15 protein-coding genes and 5 pseudogenes are annotated in these 24,487 nt (G+C 47.7%); 13 read left to right on the forward strand and 7 right to left on the reverse strand.

Annotation, left to right across the window (positions count from 1 at the left end):
• Window positions 1–129: 129 nt before the first annotated feature.
• Window positions 130–252: pseudogene (locus LBQ00_03625) on the forward strand (transposase).
• 253 nt (window positions 253–505) lie between these two features.
• Here LBQ00_03625 and recO read toward each other — a convergent pair.
• The 7 genes and pseudogenes from recO to LBQ00_03660 form a co-directional block, all read right to left on the reverse strand.
• Window positions 506–1,291, reverse strand: a complete 786-nt coding sequence (recO, locus tag LBQ00_03630) for a DNA repair protein RecO (GenBank protein ID MDR2017955.1) — start codon at window positions 1,289–1,291, stop codon at window positions 506–508.
• A gap of 292 nt (window positions 1,292–1,583) precedes the next feature.
• A complete protein-coding gene (locus LBQ00_03635; protein MDR2017956.1) occupies window positions 1,584–2,258 on the reverse strand; it encodes an outer membrane lipoprotein carrier protein LolA in 675 nt (224 codons plus the stop codon).
• A gap of 17 nt (window positions 2,259–2,275) precedes the next feature.
• Complete coding sequence (locus LBQ00_03640) at window positions 2,276–4,309, reverse strand: DNA translocase FtsK 4TM domain-containing protein (protein ID MDR2017957.1); 2,034 nt, start codon at window positions 4,307–4,309, stop codon at window positions 2,276–2,278.
• Window positions 4,294–5,001, reverse strand: a complete 708-nt coding sequence (locus tag LBQ00_03645) for a 1-acyl-sn-glycerol-3-phosphate acyltransferase (GenBank protein ID MDR2017958.1) — start codon at window positions 4,999–5,001, stop codon at window positions 4,294–4,296. The genes LBQ00_03640 and LBQ00_03645 overlap by 16 nt, the downstream gene beginning before the upstream one ends.
• Window positions 4,998–5,774 carry an AAA family ATPase gene (locus LBQ00_03650; GenBank protein MDR2017959.1) on the reverse strand — a complete coding sequence of 259 codons (777 nt, stop codon included), beginning with the start codon at window positions 5,772–5,774 and terminating at the stop codon, window positions 4,998–5,000. Before LBQ00_03650 ends, LBQ00_03645 begins: the two co-directional genes overlap by 4 nt.
• Window positions 5,775–6,637: 863 nt before the next feature.
• The gene (locus LBQ00_03655; protein ID MDR2017960.1) at window positions 6,638–6,985 is read right to left on the reverse strand and encodes a hypothetical protein; all 348 of its coding nucleotides are present in this window, start codon (window positions 6,983–6,985) and stop codon (window positions 6,638–6,640) included.
• A gap of 453 nt (window positions 6,986–7,438) precedes the next feature.
• Window positions 7,439–7,702 (reverse strand): annotated as a pseudogene (locus tag LBQ00_03660) (HU family DNA-binding protein).
• A 431-nt stretch (window positions 7,703–8,133) separates the two neighbouring features.
• Here LBQ00_03660 and queD point away from each other — a divergent pair.
• The 12 genes and pseudogenes from queD to LBQ00_03720 all read left to right on the forward strand — a co-directional run bounded on the left by queD (window position 8,134) and on the right by LBQ00_03720 (window position 24,442).
• Window positions 8,134–8,511, forward strand: a complete 378-nt coding sequence (gene queD / locus LBQ00_03665; protein MDR2017961.1) for a 6-carboxytetrahydropterin synthase QueD — start codon at window positions 8,134–8,136, stop codon at window positions 8,509–8,511.
• Window positions 8,501–9,412: a GTP cyclohydrolase FolE2 gene (folE2, locus tag LBQ00_03670; GenBank protein ID MDR2017962.1), complete on the forward strand. Its 912-nt coding sequence runs from the start codon at window positions 8,501–8,503 to the stop codon at window positions 9,410–9,412. The genes queD and folE2 overlap by 11 nt, the downstream gene beginning before the upstream one ends.
• On the forward strand, window positions 9,409–9,897 hold the full coding sequence (locus LBQ00_03675) for a hypothetical protein (GenBank protein ID MDR2017963.1): 489 nt from the start codon (window positions 9,409–9,411) through the stop codon (window positions 9,895–9,897). Before folE2 ends, LBQ00_03675 begins: the two co-directional genes overlap by 4 nt.
• 191 nt (window positions 9,898–10,088) lie before the next feature.
• Complete coding sequence (yqeC, locus tag LBQ00_03680) at window positions 10,089–10,823, forward strand: putative selenium-dependent hydroxylase accessory protein YqeC (protein MDR2017964.1); 735 nt, start codon at window positions 10,089–10,091, stop codon at window positions 10,821–10,823.
• Window positions 10,824–11,175: 352 nt separating this feature from the next.
• On the forward strand, window positions 11,176–11,481 hold the full coding sequence (locus LBQ00_03685) for a hypothetical protein (protein MDR2017965.1): 306 nt from the start codon (window positions 11,176–11,178) through the stop codon (window positions 11,479–11,481).
• 1,079 nt (window positions 11,482–12,560) lie between these two features.
• Entirely contained in the window at window positions 12,561–12,887 is a 327-nt protein-coding gene (locus LBQ00_03690) for a hypothetical protein (GenBank protein MDR2017966.1), read from the forward strand.
• 27 nt (window positions 12,888–12,914) lie between these two features.
• The gene (locus LBQ00_03695; GenBank protein MDR2017967.1) at window positions 12,915–13,793 is read left to right on the forward strand and encodes a TolC family protein; all 879 of its coding nucleotides are present in this window, start codon (window positions 12,915–12,917) and stop codon (window positions 13,791–13,793) included.
• A gap of 197 nt (window positions 13,794–13,990) precedes the next feature.
• Window positions 13,991–15,005, forward strand: a pseudogene (locus LBQ00_03700) (efflux RND transporter periplasmic adaptor subunit).
• A 1-nt stretch (window position 15,006) separates the two neighbouring features.
• A pseudogene (locus LBQ00_03705) lies at window positions 15,007–18,106 on the forward strand (CusA/CzcA family heavy metal efflux RND transporter).
• A pseudogene (locus LBQ00_03710) lies at window positions 18,105–18,206 on the forward strand (IS481 family transposase). The pseudogenes LBQ00_03705 and LBQ00_03710 overlap by 2 nt, the downstream one beginning before the upstream one ends.
• A gap of 138 nt (window positions 18,207–18,344) precedes the next feature.
• A complete protein-coding gene (locus LBQ00_03715) occupies window positions 18,345–21,611 on the forward strand; it encodes a UvrD-helicase domain-containing protein (protein ID MDR2017968.1) in 3,267 nt (1,088 codons plus the stop codon).
• Complete coding sequence (locus LBQ00_03720) at window positions 21,608–24,442, forward strand: PD-(D/E)XK nuclease family protein (GenBank protein MDR2017969.1); 2,835 nt, start codon at window positions 21,608–21,610, stop codon at window positions 24,440–24,442. The genes LBQ00_03715 and LBQ00_03720 overlap by 4 nt, the downstream gene beginning before the upstream one ends.
• Window positions 24,443–24,487 lie beyond the last annotated feature (45 nt).

The raw sequence follows: 24,487 nt of genomic DNA on the forward strand, positions 1-24,487 counted from the left end.
TACCCCTTACTATTCCATTTTTTATAGTTCGTTCTGAGTCGTAATTCTTACACTTCGGCATAATACACCTCCAATAAGAGGAGGTGTATTATAAATATATCGCTATGTAAATATTCTCCAATTTCCTTCCTGCCGCCTTATTCGCCAGAACTAAACTTGATTGAACGTTTCTGGGGCTGGCTCAAATCTCGGCTGCGTAGTATCTTGCATCTATTAGATTCATTTGACGATGCTCTTGCAGACTGTTTTTAAGTGGGGTGAGTATAAAAACCTCTCCACCCGGAACACGGTGTGGAAAAAGCACGCTGCGAGCAGTAACAGGGCAACAAATACAGCCTTTTTCATCCTCATGAGGGTCTCATGAAAGGGCGCATCATGACTGTAAAATAACCACGGGGTGGGAAGTTTACACCGGAAACTATTTCTTGCTTCGGAGGCTTTGCTTTTTATTCGAAACGGTTTATGCCGTTCGCTAACAACTAACGATCGGCGACCAAGACCACCTTTACAAAAGGCTTTTCAATATCCTGTAGGATTTGAACTCCACAGCGAGGTGAAACGAGATGAAACCCTCCATGAGTTGCCGAGCCTCCAGTTCGAATCGCTTCTGGTCGGATGGTTTTCCCGCTTCCGGAGGCATCCCGCTGTCTCGGACTCCATGAATTGATCCGCAAATGGTGCTCCCTACGGATACAAGACTCGGTATGGTACCCTCCGAATAGGTCCTGTGAGGTAACGACCTTGCGCACGCCGGGCAAAGTACGCCTCCTCTTTCATTTGAGAAACGGGAGTTAATTTCGTCGGAAACTTTTTTCCCACAATAAACACAGTTCCTGAAGTTCGGCATATACCCGAGGACTTCCAGCATTCTAAGCTCATAATGGAGGATATCAGCGTAGGCGAATTCCCTTTGTTTGACCCTGACTAGAATTTCTTTCAATGCCTGAAAAAGGTCGATGTTCTTTTCCCGCTCTTTTGTCAGTCTGTCCGCGAATTCAGTGAAGAAGCAGGCGGTGCATGCCCTTTTCAGACTTGCTTCAATGCCATTATTCGTCTCCACTATGTCCGCGTTTTCTATACGCACCATCCCCTTTTCCTGCTTCTCGAAATACTCCACTCGTATGTGATTGAAGGGTTCAAGGGTGTTGGAAAATCTTTTCTGACTTTTGCCTGCCCCTTTTGCAATGGCGGTAACCTTGCCCGAGGTGAAGGTAAAGAGCCTTATGATCCTGTCCGATTCTCCGTAGGCCCTCTTAAAAAGAACAATCGCCTCGTCTTTACGGAGCGCCATGGAAACCTCTGAACGGCAATGAATAGTGAATAATGGATAGTGGATAGTCGTCAGAAGTTACTATTCCCGCGCCCCTCCCGGGAGCCAAAAACAGGCGCCTGAAGAGGGGGTCAGGGCAAGGAGGAATAACCTCCGGTACTCCCAAACTCGCTTCAGGACGATCCGTATAGGCGAACACCTTAAAAATCACAGATAACCCCAAAATGAACATGCCGCACGCAGTGAGGCGGAAATGCTGTGTGGTTGCCTCTCCTCTTCACTATTCGCCTCGCGCTGTACGCTATTATCGTTTCTATCGTTCAACGATCTGTTTGTCCTTTTCAGGTTTGAAGGTGAACTTTCCGGCTTCAATTGGTTGATTTATCTTTATGGATGAAAATTCTATGGCATTGACATTGCCTGTAAATTCATGGATCTCTATCTTCCTTACCCTGTTCTGTTTGTCGATCCAGATTTTTGCCGCAGTGACTGTGCCCTCTTTCTTTGGGGCAAGTTCCAGGACATCAAGGTCGCCTGATTTTGTCTGTTGCGTGAGGGTAAAAAGCTCATCTATTGTGGCTATATCTTCTATAAGATCAAGGAACGTTCCTCCCGTCTTCGCTTTGCGGATCTTGTCTTTAATCACAAAAGGTTTATCCTCGTCTCCCTGCCATATATACTTGCCGTCGTAAAGAAAGTACATTGCTTTTGGCACTTTGTATTTCCAGAGAAAACCTTTCTGCTTTTTGTAAGAAAACTCCCCATCTGACTCTCTTTCTTTTTTGAGACTTGCAATGAAGATCTTCTGATGAAAACTGGCTTCCAAGGTCATAATCGCAAAGTATGTCTTCTTGATCCCTTCAAAAGGGGATAAAAAGGCGGAATTGGCCACCGGAGAACTGGGCTCTTGGGCACGCACCTGCCCCATCCACACAGATGCGATGAGCGCGAAAAACACGGCACAGACAACAGACGAATATTTTTTCATATCGGGTTCTCTCAATCTCATTTTTTTTTCAATACTTCTCTAGGCTTTACCCCATCGGATGGGCCTACGATCTCGTCTCTCTCCATTCTCTCGATGATCCTCGCAGCCCTATTGTAGCCTATCCTAAACCGTCTCTGGACCATACTGATAGATGCCTCCCCCTTATCCATGACAAACTCGACCGCCTCATTGTACTTCTCATCATTGATCTCTTCTCCGTTTTCCTCTTCTTCCTTCTCCTCCAGGATCTCGCTCTGGTAAGAGGGCGAACCCTGCTGTTTCAGGAACTCCACGATCCTTTTTATCTCTCCTTCCGATACGAAAGGCCCGTGGAGTCTCTGAAGCCTTCCCACCCCGGGACTCAAGAAAAGCATGTCTCCGTAACCGAGGAGACTTTCCGCCCCATTCGTATCAAGGATAGTCCGTGAATCAACCTTGGAGAAGACTTTACATGCCACCCTTGCAGGGAAGTTAGCTTTAATAATACCGGTGAGCACATCCACGGATGGCCGCTGGGTTGCCAAGATAAGATGGATACCAGATGCGCGGGCCATCTGGGCAAGGCGGGCGATATGCTCTTCCACTTCCTTGGGAGAGACCATCATGAGGTCGGCAAGCTCGTCTATGACCACGACAATATAGGGAAGTGCCTCCAACTCCCGCGCCATCTTCTGGTTGTATTTTTCTATGCTCCTTACCCCTGTTTCCGCCATCATGGCATACCGTCTCTCCATTTCCTGCGTCATCCACTTGAGAGCCGTCTTCGCGTTCTTGGCGTTTGTCACCACAGGGAGAAGTAGATGAGGGATACCCTCGTAGAAGGAAAGCTCAAGCATCTTGAGATCAATCATGAGGAATTTTACGTTCATCGGCGTCGCCTTGTAGAGCATACTGCATATCATGCTGTTGAGCGAGACGCTCTTGCCCGAGCCGGTGGCTCCGGCAACAAGAAGGTGGGGCATTTTCGTGAGGTCTGCCACGTGAGGATCTCCCGAGATTGATTTGCCGATCGTCAGGGTCAAAAACGAAGGCGAGGAAGAAAATGTCTGTGATTCTATGATCTCCCTGAAATAGACCGTCTGTCGCGTCTTATTGGGGACCTCTACACCCACCACGGCCTTTCCCGGTATGGGTGCGATAATTCTGATCGACACGGCGGAGAGAGCCATGGCGAGGTCGTCGGCAAGGTTCGATATTCTGCTCACTTTTATGCCAGGGGCTGGCTCGAATTCGTACATGGTGATGACCGGTCCGGGGCGCACCTCCGATACTTTTCCCTCAATACCGTAATCCTTCAGCTTTTTCTCAAGTATCTGGGCGTTATACTGGATACTTTCCTTGTCTACCTTTACTTCTTTGCGCTCCACCGGGTCAAGGAGAGATATGGCGGGGAGTTTGTAGGGACCCACCTGGTCAAAAAACTCGAACGATTCCTGGACAACGGCCGGTTTCTTTTCCACCTTCAGTGGTGGGTCAAGTGTCTTCTCTTCTGTTACCTTTATCTCCTTTCTCCGCTCCAGAGGCTTTCTCCTAGCCAGGTTCTCCTCAATGACCGTAAGAATAGGGGCCTGTATGATGAGGAAAAGGGAAATTAAGAACAGGATCGCCAATATGAGGATGCTCCCGAAAAAGCTGAAAAGGCTCATAAGGACCTTCTCAAGCAGGGAGCCGAGAAAGCCGGCAAAGGGTATAGATATGCCCGATATCTTTATCTTGCCTATCAGGATCTGAAAAAGTGAAGAGGAAGAGAAAAAAAAGAGGGTAAGTCCGGCCGCAAGTATAAGAGGATGTGGGGGTTCCTTTTTTCTAAGATAGAAAAAGGAGAAAAGAAGGGCAAAGAAGCAGAGAAGATAGCTCATCATGCCGAACATTTGTATGAAGATGTCCGAGATGTAAGACCCTGCCTTGCCACAGAGGTTCTTTGCCGCATCCCCGGTAACCGTGCTGAGAGAAGGATCAAAGTGATGATAAGAAAGGAGGCTCACGAAAAGGAATATGAAGATACCTGCCAGACAGATGCCCAAGATCTCTTTCTTTAGGTCTCCTGACATGTCACCAACACCTTGATGCGGTCTTTCACCTCATTCATGACCCCGGCCTTTGCGGAACTACCCTTCCCCTCTACTTCCACAGGCTTTCCGATTGTTATATATACTACCCCTTTTTGCTTGGGAATAAAACTGCCTTTTGGCTGGAGACGGTTCGTCCCGTTTATACCTACCGGCACTATGGGCACTCCAGCCCTGACGGCAAGATTAAAAACACCCTGCTTGAAAGGGAGGAGAGCACCATCTTCGCTCCTCGTACCTTCAGGGAAAATGAGCAGATTCATACCTTCCCTGATCTTACGGCCTGCTTCGTCGATGGCCCGGAGTGCCTCTCTCGGGTTTTCACGGTCAATACTTACATCTCCTGCTCTCATCATAACCCATCCCACGAAAGGAATAGAGAAAAGCTCTTTTTTTGCCAGCCACTTGAAGGTCATGGGAAGGCCAGCAAGGAGGGTGTAAATGTCGAGGGCGCTCTGATGGTTACACATGAGTATGAAGGGTGGGTGCGGCACATGTTCAATCCCCCGGACCGAGACGCTTATGCCTGCCAGTTTTACATGGTTCGTCGCCCATAAGCGGGATAAACGGTGCATGGTTTTTCTTTTCGGGTCAAAAAGGGAGACAATGAGAGCAAGAATAGAGAAAGCGAGAGTAGAGACGACGAGATGGATGAAGGAAATGATTTTCCTCATTTCACGTCTTTTCTCAGGTTATTGATGATCTTTCTTACCTCTGTCCTTATCTTCGTATCAATGTCATAGGGTGACAAGTTTCTCCTGTCTGCCTCCATCACGTTCTCGTTGTAGCTCATGGAACCAAGGTACGGAAGGCCACTCAGATGGTCATCTATGAGCGCGATATCCCTTTCGTCTACAACTTTATTCCCCACGACATAGACGCGGGAGATACCCAGGTCTGAGGCGAGTCTCTTTACCTGCTCTGCGGTCCGAAAGCTTCGCTGGCCCGGCTCAACAACCACGATGATGGCGTCAATATAAGCCGTAGAACCCCGGCCCAAATGTTCAAGTCCTGCCTCCATGTCCACGATCACATATTCGTCTCGCTCTATGAATACATGAGCGAGCAGGTTCTTCAGCATCACGTTCTCCGCGCAGAAGCAACCGCCGCCGCCTTGGGGAATGCTACCTAAGATCACCAGCTTTATGCCGTTCTTTTGAATGGCGAATCTCTCAGGGATATCATCCACCTTGGGGTTGAGCCGGAAGAATGAACCGAGTTCGCCCTGCTTTGAGGCAGTCCGCTCCTCAATGAATTCAGTCATCTGGGCAAGGGGCCTGACCTTTTCCAATTGGGTCTCGTCGATGCCGATGGCGGATGCGAGATTCGAGTCGGGATCGGCATCAATGGCAAGGATCCTTTGGCCCGCGTCGGCAAAACAGCGGGCCATCACACCTGCCAGTGTCGTCTTCCCCACACCGCCTTTTCCAGAAATAGCAATCTTCATAGTTAGAAACCGGTTAAAGGTATCATTTCAATCAGGGCCGTGTCAATTGGCTTTCTCAAGCGGTTAAGGAGGAAAAGATTGTTTCGATGTATTGCTACAGAGTATGGCATTGAGTGAAAGCGCGATATATAGGTCTTCCATGGCCCTGATGCATAATATACACCGACGTACAGGAATCCTCACAAGCGGTATATCTTCTGCTTTCAAAAAATGTCATACCACATTCAATAAAGTACAATTATTGGTCTTTTTAAAGAGAAGAAGGTTTTCCACTCCTATGGGTCCCCCAGTAACTCTCTCGGACCGTTGAGATCATCTGTAAACCAATATGCTGCTTCGCCAGGAGACCTGTAATGCGCAATGCATCCAACACAACAAAATCTCCGTCGTCATTTCCAAATGCTACCGATATAACATTGTAATACATACGGTTGACCGCCTCCTTAGATTGCCCCACATGTCACCCCCCCAACTGACTGCAAAATATCAGGCTCCAGACTTCCATGCAACAAGAGAGGCGATATCTCCTCACATGGTCCACACATTAGGATGAATAAAAGGTCTGCCTGTTCAATAATTATAGCTACGCTTCAGTTCCTTGCCGGCCACGAAGTTGAGGATTCCCATGGAAAGCGTCATGGGATGGACCGAGTAGAATCTAGCAGTCTGGTGCAATGGTCCCTAGACCAGTGTGTCATCATTTTCCAATATGAATATTTTCCCTGCAACTTCTGGCGCCACCGTAAAACCGTATCTCGGCACTCTCAACGTATAACCTCATCCTGCCTTGGCGCTGTTGGTTATTGGCAGTTACGGTTGTGTCGCCTTTTTCTGCAAAGTACTCTATTATGTTAGAGGGTAGCTCAATCCTCATCGCCCCAGTATCGACGATATTGGCTATGATTCCGTTCTATTTGTGTTTCATGGCTTAAGTCGATGAAGAGTATATCGCGAAATATGGACTCACTGCATGCTTTTTCAGCAACGCAACGTCCCAGGCTATCGGCTACGTCTGCGGAGATTTCTTTTCGGTGGACCGGGATGCTTATTTTATTGATGGTAACGAGAATATTGATGATATTCCAGAAAGCGCCGAGCAGCTTGCCGGAGAGACGCATCCGGTAGCAATTATGGTCTCCCCTTAAGTGGGATTTATAATCTTGACAGACAAAGGCATCATAACCTGCCCGAGAAAACAGTCTGTCTAGCATGTCCCATGCATGGTATTGATGCCCTGCCCTGCCTCACCGCCCAGTTTAATTGAGCAGTCCAAATAGCCTCCCTTGTGACACGCCTACCTGAAATTATGGTCTTCTTTTGTCTATAAGAGCGATGTCTGCCCCAAGAATTTCAACTCCGCTTTAGCGCGATGCCCGACCCCGGCCTGCTTGCTTCCCCCCCCAGCAATCCGCCAGGGATAGATGATGCTTCGCCGCCTGAAGGACATGATGCGGCCCCTTCAATATTCTCCAGATATTACAGAACGTGACGGTCTGGTCGCTCTCGTACCACTCATAATGAAAACGTAATCTGCCGAGAAGTCTAAAAAAAGAAAGCGGGCCATAGGCCCGCCCGGATCATCTTTATTTCTTTTTTGCTTTTGCAGCCTGTTTGGCTGGAGCTTTCTTTGCTTTGGGTTTTGCGGCAACGGCCTTACCGTTTGCGGCTGCCTTTAATGCTGCTCCCGCAGTGAACTTAGGCACTTTCTTTGCAGCAATCTTGATCTCTTTTCCTGTCTTCGGATTTCTACCCTTCCTAGCTTTTCTGTCGGCTACGGAGAAAGTCCCGAACCCTACGAGCGTTAGTTTTTCGCCTTTCTTTATCGCCTGCTCAATTGAGTCCGTGACTACTGATAGAGCTTTTGCTGCGGCCACTTTTGTAATCTTAATCTCTTCTGCCATTTTCGCAACGATATCTGCCTTGGTCATTCTTACCTCCTTGGTTTATGTGGATATATAATTATCAGGCAAATTTGCTTCACCTGTTATAGTAATCCCTGTAAGAACAACCATCTACGAAGATTATTATCACAATTTCTTTATAAATCAAGTATTTTTTGTAATTTCTTTAAAGAAAACAATGCCTGTTGGGGGCAGCGCTATCGGTTACTCGTCATTAATTGAGCGTCGTGATGCGTCAAAATATATAATATATTGTTTAATTACAGCATATTATACTCCTATAAGGTCTCTTCGGAGCCCTGCAGTTTACCTCTTACAACATAGAGATCTGCCGATGAAGAAGAAAAAAAGGGAATTGCAATGGCTTCTGACGCCTAAAAATCCCTTCCGTTCCATTCTCGTAAAGCAATTAGACGGGGGTATAATCTATTGACTTGGCAATTCAGTCAATATAGATTATGATTGTGTTTACTCTGTGCATAAAGGATTCATTCGCGGCTGCTCACAGACTTGAGGCATACCACGGGAAGTGTGAGGAACTCCATGGGCATAATTTTCAGGTTGAAGCCTTTTTTTCCGGCACGGAATTGAACCCTGAAGGAATGGTCATAGATTTCAAGATACTCAAGGATTATTTGAAACAGATACTGAATACCCTTGACCACAAATATTTGAACGATATACCTTTTTTCAGCGAGAGGACAAGTTCCTCCGAATATATCGCCATGTTTCTTTTCCATTGCCTCTCCGAACTGACACAAGGGACCGCCGTTTCCGTAAAGGAAGTAAAGGTATGGGAATCGGATAAGGCGGGTGTTTCATATCATGAACAATAAAAAAGTAAAAGTGAACCTCATGGCCCAAGCGTCATTTGGCGCGCACGGTACGCGGGATAAGGAGACTCCGATAGTTCTGCCGTCGGAGAGGGGGGCGACGCGAACTCCCTTAATTGATACGCAAAACATGCCAGACCATAGAAAGATAGAGATCGACAAGGTGGGTGTAAAAGGAGTCAAATATCCAATTGTCGTTCTCGACAAAAAAAACGGCTTTCAACATACCGTGGCTACCATTGATATGTATGTGAACCTGCCCCACGACTATAAAGGTACCCACATGAGCAGGTTCGTTGAAATTCTCCACGAAAACCAGAGTATGATCAACATGAAGAATCTGCCGAACATCCTGAGACAAATGAAGGAAAGGCTGAATGCGGAATCAGCGCACCTTGAAGTAAGATTCCCCTACTTCCTAAAAAAGGAAGCACCAGTAAGCAAGATCCCAAGTTACCTCGAATACAAATGCGGTTTTCTAGGGTCCATGGACGAGTCCGGCAGGATGAAGGAATTTACAGTCACCGTGCTCGTTCCCGTCAGTACTCTCTGTCCCTGTTCGAAAGAGATCAGTGAACACGGGGCTCATAACCAGCGTGGCATTGCAAGAGTCGATGTGCGGTTCAGGAAATTTTTCTGGATTGAAGACCTTATCTCCATGATAGAGGCGTGCGCGAGCATCGGCATCTATTCTATACTAAAAAGGGAAGATGAAAAGTACGTCACCGAGAAGGCCTTCGAGAATCCAAAATTCGTGGAGGATCTGGTAAGAGATATTGCGGAAGCACTGGCAAAGGATTCCAATATTACGTGGTTTGCAATAGAAGCGGAAAATTTCGAAAGTATCCACAACCATAGCGCATATGCGTATCTTGAGAGGAAAAAAGAAGGAGGAAGTCCATGAGAAGAATCATCGTAGCCTGTTTTGCCTTGTTGATCGTCATTTCAGTAATTTCAGGGTGCGCAACCATCGACAGGTGGTCAGGGAGGGACGACACCTCAAAATCCAAGAGTGACCTGCCGAACCAGGTATTTTACGGATTCCCCGACATACCTATTCCCACAGAGTTGACATACGAAACGGACAAGAGCTTCATTTACGAGACTCAAACGATGAGGGTGGGCATATTGGTGCTCTCGGGCAATGTGGAGCCTCAGTCAGTAGAAGACTACTTCAAGGTCAATATGGCAAAGAATGGCTGGAGGTTCGTGAACAGTTTTAAGTTCAGAGGGGATATATCCGCTAACTTCACAAAAGATGAAAAGACGGTCGCCCTGAAAGTCTCCAGGACACCCTTCACGACCGAAGTAGAAATTTGGGTTGGGCCAGCGGCTTCTTTCGACAGAGGAAATCTACAGAGACATGACGGACCCGCAAAAGTGCAATGACAGGCAAGTGAAAATTCCGCGATCGAGAGCGTCTTTGATCATGTAAGCCTCAAAGACGCTCTCGAAAAAGTGGAGGTCGAATATCGCATGAAGGAATACTCAAGAATACGGCATAGCCGGCCTATTCGTAAAAGAAAATAAGGATGAAGAGCAGGTCGAAAAGATTGTAGCTCGGATAAAATCACTTCCCTATGTGGCTTTTTCGCAAGACTGATCCGTCAGAACTCCTGTCGAATTCAAAATACGTCTCCATAGTGGGAGCAGGAGGCAAAACTACCCTTATGGAGTACAGCGCCCGAGGGGCTGTACTGGATGGCAGAAGTGTCGCCGTGACAACTACCACCAAGATATACGCGACCGAACCTTATGTGCTTTTTGAGGATCTATTTTCACCCAACTCCTTTGACAACAAAACTCGGGAGGGATTCCTTAGGATCGGAAAAACCCTCGAAGAAGGAAAGCTGACCGGCCTATCTTTCTCTGACTTGCAGATCGTGGGCAGTCTCTTTGATCTTGTGCTCATTGAGGCCGATGGAGCAAAACAGTATCCTCTCAAACGCCATGCCGCGCATGAGCCCGTGATTGTTCCCTTTTCCGACCGAGTCTTCGTGGTAGCAGGTCTTGACGCCTTGCACCGGACCGTGCGCGAATCTGTCTTCCGATGGAAGTCAACCCGCCGCTCCGCAGACATCTCCCGGGACACCGCCATTTCCGTCGACATTTTTTCGGGCTTTTTCTCTCGCTCCATTCTCATGAAAAATGTGGAACCGGCAAAATGTACCGTCATCCTCAATAAGTATGATGTGCTGAGAGAAAAGCGCAAGGCTGTGGAGATGGCAAAGAAAATACTCAAAGAAACAGGGGTGAAGGATGTGGTCATCGCGAGTCCACTCCATCGGTTGTTTTACCGGCTGACGGCAGCTTGAGATTCTTCCGCTCCCGGACAAAAACCGGTCAAATCAAGCAGAACGGTCGTGCTCTCGTGCATTGAAATATGAGATTTAAAAACAACGAAATGAATCCACGCAATCCTCTTCGCCTGACCTTAAAATATGCCCACAATGAAAGCGGAGAGGGCGTCAAAGGAACTTTCTTGGTTGGGCTTTCACAACCTAACTCTGATATTCAACGGTGTAATGCCAGCCTTTGACGACCATATTTCCAAAAATATGTGCCAAAGCAGAAAAAGGTATTCGCCGAGCTACCGGCAGGATTAAAAAAAGTGTTACCACTTCCCTTATGCCGCTTCGTGTATGCAACATCACAAGCTTGGAGAACATGCGTAATCTGTTTGTGAAAAGCAACTTTGTCGGAAACATTGAAACACTCAATGCGCCAGATTTGCCGAAGCTTGATATTGTCATTGATGATTTTTACGCTACAGGTAAAAAGACCATTTTCGTGATAGGGAAAGGTGGCGTCAAGAAAGCATCTTTTGTCTCCGTTATCACCATAGGTCTATCCCCCCCCCCAAAAAAAAAGGGGGGGGAGGAGATATCTGACCACGGCAGATCCCGCTGCTCATTTGAAATTTACATACATAGTGATAGCACCATGATCCGCATCGGCAAAAAGCGGAGTTAGAGCAGTATCAAGAGGAGGTGCTTATCAAAGCAAGAAAAACTACGTCAGATGTGGAGAAAGATTCGCATTCGGTCCATAGCTGTTCCCGTACCTTTGCAGAGGAATATGTTTCCTGTGCTGGTCGTCCTTGCTTCGTGAAAGATGGGTAGCCATATCAGTCATGGGCAATATATCTTGTCTATGGGAGAGCTTGACCTTAAGCTGCGGATTCTTCGGAACCAGCGACAATAAGAGATGGAGAGCTGGTTATAATGGATCTATGCGTTCCTTGTAACCGACGAGAGTTGATCAGGAGCCCTCATTCCTCCACCAGGGCGTGCTTCTTATTTACCGAAAAATGCCTTCTCCTCTGTACTGACGCAATGCCCTCTGCTGGACTCCGTCTATCTTGGTTAAGTACAAACTACCAGGGCATGGGGGCAGGTTAAGGGGGCGGCACAAAGCCATTTGCAACCATGGACGATGTTATGGCGACATCGGATCAAACAGTGCCGCGATGTCTCAAATATGGTATTATTCGTAATAGCTAATACATCGAATCGGCATGGATGTAGGAGAGACATACCGATTCGCCTTGACTTTCGAATTACGGGACAGTTATATTTTTTCATGCTTCACCATAGAATGTCGATTTGTCGATTTTTTCTGCTTATTGTTCTCATCCTCCATGTATGGGTCTTGATTGCCGATGCTATGAATTGTCAAGGCTGTCTGTCCGTTCTCGAAAACCGGGTACTTGGCCTCTTCGCGTCAAGTTTTGATGATGCAGACCACACAGCTACTTTCATCCCAAGATGGGAGTTTGGACTCCTACATTGATGGGGTAGAATATTGTCCTGTGTGCAAGAATCCTCCAGCTTTTTCTTTGCCTATGGGGTACGCACCGTACCATTCCGTAATATTTATCCGCCCCGAAACCAGCTACAATATCGTACCTGGAATAACATCTTCGGTCTTTAGACCGTCCAAACTCTCCTTTGCGACACCGCTCGTCCGTTAGATCTAAAATAGTTTTCAGATCAAACGGATAGTTGCAGATCAAATTTACATTAAAATTATTATTTTTTAGAGTGGAGTGTATGAGATACTTGAAAATTTTTATCCATATGTTCGTCATTTTCCTGTTCGCAAATACTGCAGAAGGGTTGACGATTGACGATGCAGTACGGACCGCTGTGATACAAAACCCAGAACTCAGCTCTCTCAGGTTTGAAGAAGAAGTCGCCCGGGGACAACTTCAAAAAGCGGAGCTGCCTTTTCTCTCAAATCCGGTCATAGAAAACTACATATCAAGAAAACAGACGCTTCCCGAGGAGAGGTCTGGATCAATGGCCAACTATGGAGTAAGACTTCTCCAGGAATTTGAGGTAGCAGGTCAGAGAGGTATCAGAATTGAGGTAGCGTAGAAGAATCTGGCAAAAATCAGTCTCGAGATCAAAGACAGGGAAAGAATACTCCAATACGAGGTAAGGAATACTTTTGCAACGGTCCTTGCCTTTAAAGAGAGAGCCGCTCTCATGAGAGAAGTAGTGAGGCTCAAGGAAGAATTGCTTGAACTCACTAAAATAAAGTATGAGGCCGGAGATGTGTCCACTCTGGAAGTAAATCTAGCCGAGGTAGAGGCAAGCAAGGTAAAGAGTGATCTCATAACTGTGGAACGGAGCTTCGGAGAATCAAGGCTCTCTCTGCAGGAGACCATGGGGGCAGGAACCAAGGTCTTGCCCACGATTGAGGGACAGCTCGCACCCGAGATCGCCGTCATCCCGGACAAAGATTATTTGAAAGCAGTGCTTGAGGACAGACCGGATATAAAAGCGGCTGTGGTGGAAATTGACAGAACAAACCGGGTCGATGCGCTTGTTTGGAGGGAAGCCATACCTAATCCCAGTCTCGGTGGATTTTATACCCGCGATGAGCAAAGAGGTGAGGTGGGTGTAATCCTTTCCGTCTCTATACCCATCTTTGACAGAAAGCAGGCCCAGAAGAGAGAGGCCAGGGCCCGAATGGAACAGGCCCGTATCAGGCGGGCGGGCCTCGGGCTCGCGGTTGAAAAGGAATTCGAGCAGGAGTACATGAATCTCGCTTCCTCTCTTCTCCAGCTTTCCATCTACAAGAAAGAGATTCTCGCAAAGTCCCTTGAGAATCTCGACCTCCTTAACCTCGCCTTCAAAGAAGGAAAGATCAGTTTTTTTGACGTACGCCTTGCGCAACGGGATGCCATAGATCTCAGAATTGCACATCTCGATACTTTACTCAGGGCTCAGCAGGCAATCTACGGGATGGAACGAACTATCGGAGGTAACCTCAGATGACCCTACAACAAATAAAGAGAATGTTCCTTATCCTCTCTATTCCGCTAATTATTCTGTCACTTCTATCCATCCCGCTGGGCTGCCGCAGGCAAGAGGACCAGAAACAACCCGAAGTGAAAATGGAGTTGGGAAAGAAAGGAAATGAAACTGGAGAAAAAACCGAAGAGCATGATCTCGTGGTTCTTACGTCTGAACAGATGAAGATCGCTGGAATAGAGATACGGAAGGCAATTGCAGGTTCTTTTGACATTCCTCTCACGACCACGGCTATCATCGAGTCGAATAGCGACAGGATATCGAAGATAGGGTCCAAAGTGTCCGGACGGATAACAAAAGTCGCAGGCAGGCAGGGCGACCGGGTGAGCACAGGACAGCCTCTGGCGTATCTTGAAAGCGTGGATCTGGATCAGGCATGGTCAGACTACACAAAAGCAAAAGGAAAACATGCGCTTGCCGCAGCAAATTTCAAAAGAGAAGAGGCCCTCTTCGCAAAAAAGATAGCCCCGGAAAAAGACGTCCTGAGGGCAAGGCAGGAATTCAAGGAAACCGAAGCGGACCTGAAATTAAGCGTGAGGCGTCTGAAACTCTTAGGCGTGGAAGGAGCAAAAGCAGAAGGTCAGTCCGATGGATCAGATGAGAGCCGCCATACCGTGGTCATTCCATCTCCTATCCGCGGCGTGATGATTGAAAAAACCGTCACCCAGGGAGAGATGGTAAGCCCGGATAAGGTACTGTTTACCGTGTCCGACCTCTCAATATGAGAAAGATATAAGACGGCTTAGAACTGGGATGGATGCAAAACTCCTCATAGCAGCATACCCGGATGTACCTTTTTGGGGCCGCGTGTCATATATAGGCGACACTATGGACGAAAAGACGCGTACAGTAAAGGCCAGAGTTACAGTAGACAATACAAAAGGGTTTCTCAAACCTGGCATGTTTGCTACCGTTTCGATAGAGTCGTTGAAAGACGCTCAGGAAATAAAGCTCCTTGCTGTTCCAGAGGAAGCGATCCAAGGGGAAGGCCCGGCCCGTTACGCGTTTATGGCGCTGGGGGACGGTAAATTCAAGAAAATTGATGTGACTGTGGGGAAGACACTGGGGAAGATCGTCGAGATAACGGGCGGATTAAAGGAGGGCGACGAGATAGTTGTAAAAGGAGGCTTTATCCTCAAGTCCGAGATAAACAAGAAGGCTCTCGTGGAGGAATGACATGATAGGCCGCCTCATTCTCTTATCTTTAAGGCATCGGCTCCTGATCATCGTCGGTGTCGTTGCCCTCGTGGTATTCGGAGTCTATTCCTATACGAACCTCCCTATCGACGCGTTCCCGGACGTAACCAACATTCAAGTGCAGATTATCACCAAAACATCAGGAAGGTCTCCCGAGGAAGTGGAGAAATTCGTTACCTATCCTATAGAGACCCAGATGACAGGCCTCCCCAAAGTGACGGACATCCGATCCATCTCGAAATTCGGTCTATCTTATATTACTGTGGTGTTTGAGGATAGTGTCGACATCTACCTTGCCCGGCAGCTTGTGCTTGAAAGACTGATTGAGGCAAAAGACAGACTGCCTACTGACATTGATCCCGTTATGGGCCCCATATCAACCGGACTCGGCGAGATATATCAGTATACCTTGGAGAAACCGGGAGGCGATGTTCCAAGCACAGAAGAATTGATAGAACAAAGGACGGTGCAGGGCTGGATCGTAAGACCCCTCCTCAAGACGGTACAGGGGGTCACTGATGTCAGTTCCTTTGGCGGATTAGCCAGACAGTATCAAGTCATAGTCGATCCGGACCATCTCAAAAAATATGGGGTCGCACTTCATGATGTATTTGAGGCCGTCGCAAAGAACAATGCCAATGCCGGAGGAAACGTCCTAGAACATGCGTCGGAACAGTACATTATCCGATCAGTAGGACTCATCGGATCCGTAAGGGATCTCTCGAATATCGTCGTCACTGCCGAGCACGGTACCCCTGTATTCCTGAGAGACATCGCCGAAGTCAAGCTCGGACACGCCTTAAGGCAGGGAGCTATCGTGAAGGACGGCAAAGGCGAGGCTGTAGCAGGAATCGTATTGATGTTGAGAGGAGAAAGCGGAAAGGACACCGTTGCGGGTATTAAAAAGAAAGTGGAAGAGATCAACAGAAACAATATTCTTCCAGGAGGTCTCAAAATAAAGCCTTTCTACGACCGGACTGACCTCGTGGAAAAGAGCGTGAACACCGTAGCCAAGGCCCTCTTGGAAGGCATGATTCTCCTGGTGATAATTCTTTACCTCTTTCTCCGGAACGTGAGAGGTGCCTTCGTGGTTGCCGCGACCCTTCCTCTTGCTGTGCTTGCCACTTTCATCATTATGGGAAGATTGGGGTTGTCAGCCAATCTCATGTCCCTCGGAGGACTCGCCATATCCCTCGGAATGATCGTTGATGCAGCCATTATCCAGGTCGACAATGTTCAACGCCACCTTTCGGAAACATCGGCCGAAAAGCATAAAATCCACACGGTTCTTGACGCGGTCCTGGAAGTAATGAAGCCTAGTCTTTTCGGCGAGTTAATTATTGCTATTACCTTCATTCCTATAATGACCCTCCAGGGTATGGAGGGGAAGATGTTCACCCCGTTGGCGTTCACGGTTGTTATAGCCATTCTTTCTTCTCTGGTACTCTCCATATTCGTCACACCAGTATTCTGTTCTTCCTTTCTCAAAGCACAACTGGAAAAGGAAAGCTCCTGCTACGCTGGGTTAAGAGGTTCTACATTCCCGCGCTTAAATGGTCGGCGGGCCATGGCAAGATGATTATTGGCGGATCAACTCTATTCCTGGTAATCTGCCTTGGCCTGTTTCCTTTTCTCGGCAAGGAGTTTATACCAAGCATGGATGAAGGAACCCTGACCCCGCAGATCATACGGCTCCCGAGCGTCTCTCTGACGGAATCAATGGAGATAGAAAAGAAGGCTCATCAGGTACTCTTGAAATTCCCGGAGGTCACAACCATTGTATCAAAGATAGGGGCGCCCGAGATTGCACTGGATCCGATGGGGCCGAACCTGAGCGACCCAATCGTGGTACTTAAACCTAAAGGCCAGTGGAAAACGGCGGGGTCAAAGGACAAATTGATCTATAAGATGAGGCACGAACTGGAGAAGATTCCCGGCATAGGTCTCAACATGACACAGCCGATCGCCCTCAGGGTTGATGAACTTGTCTCTGGTGTAAAAAGTCAGCTTGCAATCAAACTCTTTGGAGAAGATATGAATCTCCTTAAAGACAAGTCTGAAGAAATCGCAAAGGTAGTAGGTAAAGTCCGGGGAGTAACTGACCTCAGGGTGGAACAGGTATCAGGGCAACCTTACCTCACCGTTACCATCGATAGAAATGCCATCGCACGTTACGGCATAAATGCTCAGGACATCAACGAGATCGTCGAGACTGCCATAGGCGGCAAAGCCGCCACGGAAATGCTTGAGGGTGACAGGCGATTCGAGATTGTTCTAAGGTTCCCAGAAGGCAGAAGAAACAGCGCAGAGACCATCGGGGCCATCCTCGTGAGAACTCCGGCTGGCGCGTGGGTCCCCCTTGCCCAATTAGCCAATATTACGGTGACAAACGGACCGGCACAGATCAGCAGGGAACACAACAAACGACGTGTCGTAGTAGAGTGCAATATAGAGGATCGAGATGTAGCCGGATTTGTGGCTGAGGCGAAAGAAAGGATTGAAAAAGAAGTGAAGCTTCCGACGGGTTATTATCTTACATGGGGAGGGACCTTCGAGAGCCAGCAGCGGGCCATGAAGAGGCTTATGCTGATAGTGCCTGTGACCATGGCGATCATTCTTTTTCTTCTCTTTACTGCCTTCGGGTCTTTCAGATATGCGTTCCTCATTCTAATGACAATTCCTTTTGCGCTTACAGGTGGAATCCTCACATTGCTCGTTTCAGGGCAATATCTGAGCGTGCCAGCGTCTGTGGGGTTCATAGCGCTCTTCGGGGTGGCTGTCTTGAACGTATGGTACTTGTCTCATATATCAATCGCCTGAGACAGGAAGGAATGGAAGGAGAGGAAGCCATTATGACCGGGTGCGAGCGGAGGCTCAGGCCTGTGCTTATGACAGCCATGGTTGCCATCATGGGCCTTGTACCTCTTCTTTTTGCCACCGGACCTGGCTCGGAGGTACAGCGGCCCCTCGCCGCAGTCGTGATAGGCGGACTGTTTACCTCAACCGTTATGACGCTTCTCGTATTGCCGACCCTTTACAAGTGGATTCCGGAGAAAAAAATTGGACAAATACAAGTTTAAAGGAAAATCTCCTTATGATTTCATCAGACATATATGGACGCTTGAGCCTGAAAGATTTACTGATGACCCAAACCACTTCAATGTGGGACTAAACACATAACACACGCGACGCTCATACTGAAAGCATACACTACCGATGCGACCCATCTGCGACGTCGACACTCTACGGGACAAAAAAATATCGCCAAAGCAATGCCTCCATGGTATCTTCTCTTAATGAGAAAACGGCAGGCTACTGATGAACCCTAATAAGGAACTCCCACACATTATCACCGTGAAATCTTCGGCTGGTGCAGGCAAAACCTACAATCTCGCCCTGCGCTACCTTCAATTGCTGGCCCTTGGCAAAACAGACAGTCAGTCTGCCGCTAAAAACAGCATCTCCAACATCGTGGCCATAACCTTCACCAACAAGGCAGCCTCCGAGATGAGGAACCGAATCATCGACTGGATGAAGAGAATCATCCTTGACCTCCCTTTCAAGGGGTCCTCCTTGAGGCCCACCGACGAGATTATCAACAATGTCTCGGATTCCTTGGCACGGACGGACCTCGTCAAAATCATAGAAGTCGATTTTGAGAACCTCATAAAAGACTTCCATGATTTCAAAGTAAGTACCATCGACAGCTTCGTGAATCTCACGCTCAAGGCATCGGCGTTCAAATTAGGGCTGCCGCCAGATTTCGACATTTCCACAGAATCGGAGCTCTATATTGATATAGTTCTTGAAGAATGCCTTCAGGAGATATTGGAGATGAACGATGTACGGCAAAGATTCGACTCATTTCTCAAGGCGTACATCAAGTTGGAAGAAAAGGACACTGCGTGGGTCCCAAAAAGATTTCTCATCGACATTTTCTATCGCTTTTGGAAAGAGGAGGCAAAAGAGAACAAGGATTTCGTTCTCGGTCCCGGACCTGAGCGCCTTAAAGAACTGAAGATGAAACTTGTGAGAAAATCAAGTGAACTGCTTTTTTCACTTGAGAGCGGGGATAACATGAAAGTGAACAAAGGCTTTCTTGGATTTCTCAAGAACCTCGCGGTCCTCGACAGGTCTGACTTCAAAGAAAGTGCCTACTTCAGGCGGGAAACGATCTCCGAGTCCCTGAACAAGGGAAGTGCCCCTGTCGACGAGGTCAATGAGTTGACCTGGCAGGAAGTAAGGACCCTTATCTCACTCTACACCGAGGCTCTCGCCGAATCAAAATTCTCTTCTTATCTGGAGATCTACAGGTTTTTCAAGGAGCGCCTCCGGCAAGAAGTTACCAACCGTCACAGACTCATATTAATTGAAGAGTTGAATAAGCTCCTCCAGCGCGTGATCTCAGACGAACAGTTCATTCCCGAGATCTACTATGCCCTTGCAGAGCGTTATTCCCATTTTCTCATAGATGAGTTTCAGGATACGAATCATCTGCAGTGGAAGAACATCTGCGTATTGGCCGATGAGGCCCTGAGCAGGGGGGGTACTCTGTTTCTTGTTGGCGACAAGAAGCAGGCCATTTACCGATGGCGAGGCGGGAAGGCCGAACTCGTGGACGAACTATCTTTATCTTACCCGGCGTACAAGATATATCCGGTATTTTTGGACATCAATTACAGGAGCGGCGAATATATCGTCTCGTTCAACAATGCGGTCTTTGATCCGGAAAACATCATGAGCCTCTTGAGAGCCATAGCCGGACACGAAGTGCCTGAGGCATGGATCCGGATAGCAGATACGTACTACGGCTCAAGTCAGCAATGTGTGGAACGGAAGAAAGGGGAAGGATACGTATACGTGGAAAAACTCTCTCAAGGAGACAAGGAAGATACGGGAGAGAAACTCTCAAAAGAAAAAAAAGAGTGCATTACTGCTGATAAAATAGAATCCCTCGTCAAAGAGATTAGGGAGAGACAGGTATACCACGACCGAGATATCGCCATACTTGTCAGGCGAAGGGAAGAAGCTCGGTTGATTGTGAAAAGGCTCCTGGAAGCGGGAATCGCAGTTGATTCTGAATTCACCGTCAATGTAAAAAATAATCCCCTTATAAAGGAGATGATCGGCTTTCTTAAATTCCTGAGTGCTCCCGACGATGATATGGCTTTAGTGGGTTTTCTCACAGGGACCATTTTTGCTAGGGTGACCAAGGCCAGCCGAGATGAGATCACACGGTATATTACGGAAGAGCGGTTGACCCCCATCCGCAGATCTCTTTACAAGGCGTTTCAGGGTTCTTATGCCACCCTATGGGACCGATTCTTCGCCGATTTCTTCAAAAGTGCCGGATACCTGCCGCTTTACGAGTTGTTCGTCCTCATCCTGAAGCGATGGCGAATATTTGACCAGTTCCCGGAAGACACCCCTTATTTTCTCCATGTATGTGAATTGATAAAAAAAAGAGAAGGGATGGGGAGCAATAACCTAACCGGTTTTCTCGACTTCTGGGAAAAAGGCGCAGATACTGCATTTGGTAATGCCAAGGAAGATGACGCCCCTTTCCTGCTTAAAGCCACCGAGGGGGCGGATGCCGTAAAAGTACTGACGATCCACAAAGCGAAGGGGCTACAGTTCCCTGTCGTAATCCTTCCTTTTCTTAAACTGACAGATTTTGGCAATTTAAACAAGAGGGACAAAGGCAAATTCCTTGTGTCCGGCAACAAAGGACTGCGGCTCCTCAGTATCAAGAAGGGCTACGTTGATTGTTCGGCGCACCTGAAGAACGTCTATTTTGAAAATGAGACCGAATATCTGATCGACGAGATCAACAATATTTACGTGGCGTGCACCAGGGCTGAAAAAGAGCTTTACATACTCCTCGCCGATTCCAAGAAAAAGAATTATCTCATAGATTACCTTTACAACATCGAGGCATTTCAGAATAATGTGACAGAAGGGACGATGGAGATGGGCCTAAAGAGCGAAGCCTCTGGAACAGAGCCCTTGTACACCGATGCTACTACCCGTACCGGAGATGATCTCCATCTTCAGTCCACAGGGGAAGATCTACGATGGATGGATAAGGTTCACGGAAAGTTCGAACCGCCGGAAGACTGTTCAAGGGAACAGGCCCAAGCGAAGAAGAGGGGGGATGCGATCCATTACATCCTGTCCCTGATCGGTTTTCTACCCGACGATTATGAGTCCCTTCTCAATAAGTCTGTCAGTCAGGCAGCGGCCCGCTTCGGACTTCGCGCCGAAGAAGGAGAGTTGAGGGGTATAATAGCTCGCTTCTTTTCCAGCGCCTCATTCAGAAAGTTCTTTCCCTCTGATGAAGATGGCAGCGTGATTTACACGGAAAAAGAGATTGTGGACGGGAGAGGTGATGTCTATAAACCAGACCGGATCATAGTCCGCTATGATTTCATAGACGTGATAGACTTCAAAACAGGAGAGACCAAAAGCGAGGATCACGTGGAACAGATAAGAAATTATGGACGTATCCTTGAACAGCTTCACCCCAGCATGGAGGTGAGGAAGTATCTCCTTTATGTGGACGAGAACAGGCTGGAAACAGTATGAGGCCGATATACTCCATTCCCATAGGCGCCGACTTTATTGATGCGCTAGCGGATACTATCCTTGAGAACGGCGGTCAGCTCGACGAAACGGCTGTAGTTTTCCCAGGCAAAAGACCTGCGCTCTACTTAAGAAGACGGCTGGCTGAAAAATTAGGTCGGCCTTTTTATGCTCCTGGGTTTTTTTCCATTGAAAGTTTCATTGATTATCTCGTAAAACCATCACATCATGATTTTGTGGACCTTGAGTATAATGATGCGATCTGGATTCTCTACCAGGCGGTCGGATCTATGGATCAGTTTCGCTCTCACCCGTTCAAGAAAAAAGGGTTTGACGGATTCTATTATTGGGGTCGGTATCTATTTTCGTTTATCAACCAGATAGACGCGGAAAACGTCTCTGATGTGAGACTCCACTCCTTTGAAAAGAACGCGGAATTAGGCTACGACGTTCCTGTCAGCATCAACGACCTCCTAAGTAATATCAGTCTCCTGAGGAACAGGTTCCATGCCATACTCAACGATGAGCGCCTTTTTACAAGAGGTTACAAATATCTTTGCGCCTGCAATGTTCTCGATCGTTTCAACCTCGAAGAATTCAGGCGCATCTATTTTGCCGGCCTTTTCGGACTGACGGGAACAGAAAAGAAGATCACAAAATACTTCTGGGAACGAGGTATAGGAGATATAATCATTGAAGGGGACGTGGAAGATTGGACAATCCTCTCCCGGCTCGTCTCCTATTACGGCGCGGAAGTAGTGAAAATCCCTTCCCAGGTAAGACATCCGGAGCAGATAAAATTCTATTCGGGCTTCGACACCCACGCCGAAGTCCTCAAGGCATCCGGCATTCTGGCAGGCGTGGTACCGGGAAAAACCGCAGTGGTACTCCCCCTCTCGGAAGCCCTGTTTCCTCTTCTCACTTTTGCGGTTGACGGGGTTGATACGCGCTATAACATATCTCTCGGCTACCCACTTCAGAGGACACCTGTTTTCGATCTAATCTCCGCAATCATCGACAGCCAGACCATGAGGAGGGATCGCTACTCTTATCCGGTTGAGGCCTACCTCAGGGTCATGCTCCATCCCTTCGTCAAGAACCTTACGCTGCATGGAAACCTGCGCTTCCTTCTCCTTAACCTCAAAGGGCTGCTGACCGGAGAGGTGAGAGGAAGCGTCATTGCAGGCAGAGCGTTCATAACACCAGACGAAATGGAACGGGCTGTGCACCTGATGGCTGGTAATAAAGAACAAAATGAAGGTCTAGAAAAAGGAGCGGCAAATGCGCTCCGCCGGATACACGATCTTCTTTTTAGGTCCTTTGAAGATGCAGAGACCATTTGGGACTATGCGGACAGGCTTGAAAAGATCCTCGACTTCATATTAAGAAACACACCTGTCCGCTCCTATGTCCTTTCCGGGGAGATATTCATCCACACCTTTGAGCTTCTCGCAAAGGCACGAGAGACAAGATTCAGCCGAGAGGTATTCCGGAAGAACGAGCGGGAGAACAGGCGTACCCTCTGCGACTTCCTCCTCCAGTTTCTCAAATTGGCCACATTGCCCTTTGAAACAAGACCTGTAGAAGCTCTCGAGATCCTTGGGGTCCTTGAGTCGAGAAACATACGGTTCGACACTGTCATTATCTTCGATGTAAACGAAGGGGTCTTGCCTGAGTCCAAGAAGATTGATCCTCTCATACCTGTAGGTATTTACGATAAGCTTGGCATGCCCTCACCGGAGCATAATGAAGAGATATACAGATACTATTTCTACCGCCTCGTCGAATCGGCGAAAGATGTGCATCTCATTTATATTGATGCTGAAGATAAACCCAGGAGCAGGTATGTGGAGCAACTCATCTGGGGAATAGAGAAAGAAGATAAGAGTCTAGACACAGTACAGGTCGACAGTACTTCCTTAAGAATCAAACTTGCACCTCGGGGGCCACTGCCTGAGATAGAAAAATCGGACGAGGTATATAGCATACTCCTACAGAAGACATATTCCTCGTCCCATATCAACGACTATATTCGGTGTCCGGTCTCCTTCTACTTCGGGAGTATTCTCGGATTTGAAGAAAAAAAAGAAGTCTCCGGCGATATTGATGTGTTGGACAGGGGCAAGATCATCCATCGCATACTCTTCAATACCTTTCTACCCTACAAGGATACCGAAATAGGGCCTTTCATGTATGATCAATTACTATACACAATGACGGATGCGCTAGAGAAAGAGTTCAGACACCGGGTTATTACCGGTAAATTCTACCTTTTCAAAAAACTTGCCGCTTTCAAACTCGAATCTTTCCTGAAAAGAAACGTGAAAGAGGCCCCGAAGCCGTTCATTGTGAAATATCTTGAGCAAACTCTTGACGCGGACCTGACCACGAGCGACCACTCCATCAGACTAAGAGGTCGCATTGACCGTATTGATTATTCACCCGACAACGACGAGTATACTGTCATTGACTACAAGACAGGAGGGTCGAAGGAATATCCCCGCCGCGCCCTGTCCGAGATCAATTTCAGTTCCATGGAAGATATACACCGTCATTTCCTCACTTTCCAGCTTCCCCTCTATGTCTATCTGTTCCAGCAGACCCATGTATGCGATGAGGATAACATAAGCGCGAAGCTTATATTCTTGAAGACGAACAAAGAGGAGGTTCTGTTCAGGGCCGCTGCAAGAGACGAAAGGGAAGCTATTCAGGAGAGGTGCATGGAGGGCGTCAGGAGAGTGATAGCCGACATCCTTGATCCTTCTAAACCTTTCAAGCCCTTTGACAACCTCTCGTGCTCCACATGCCGGTTCAATCTCCTCTGCCATGTGTAGCATGGTTTATGGTAAAATAGATAAATTCATGAACAAAAATAATAG

The sequence above is a fragment of the Syntrophobacterales bacterium genome, assembly GCA_031274925.1.
GTDB lineage: Bacteria > Desulfobacterota > Syntrophorhabdia > Syntrophorhabdales > Syntrophorhabdaceae > PNOM01.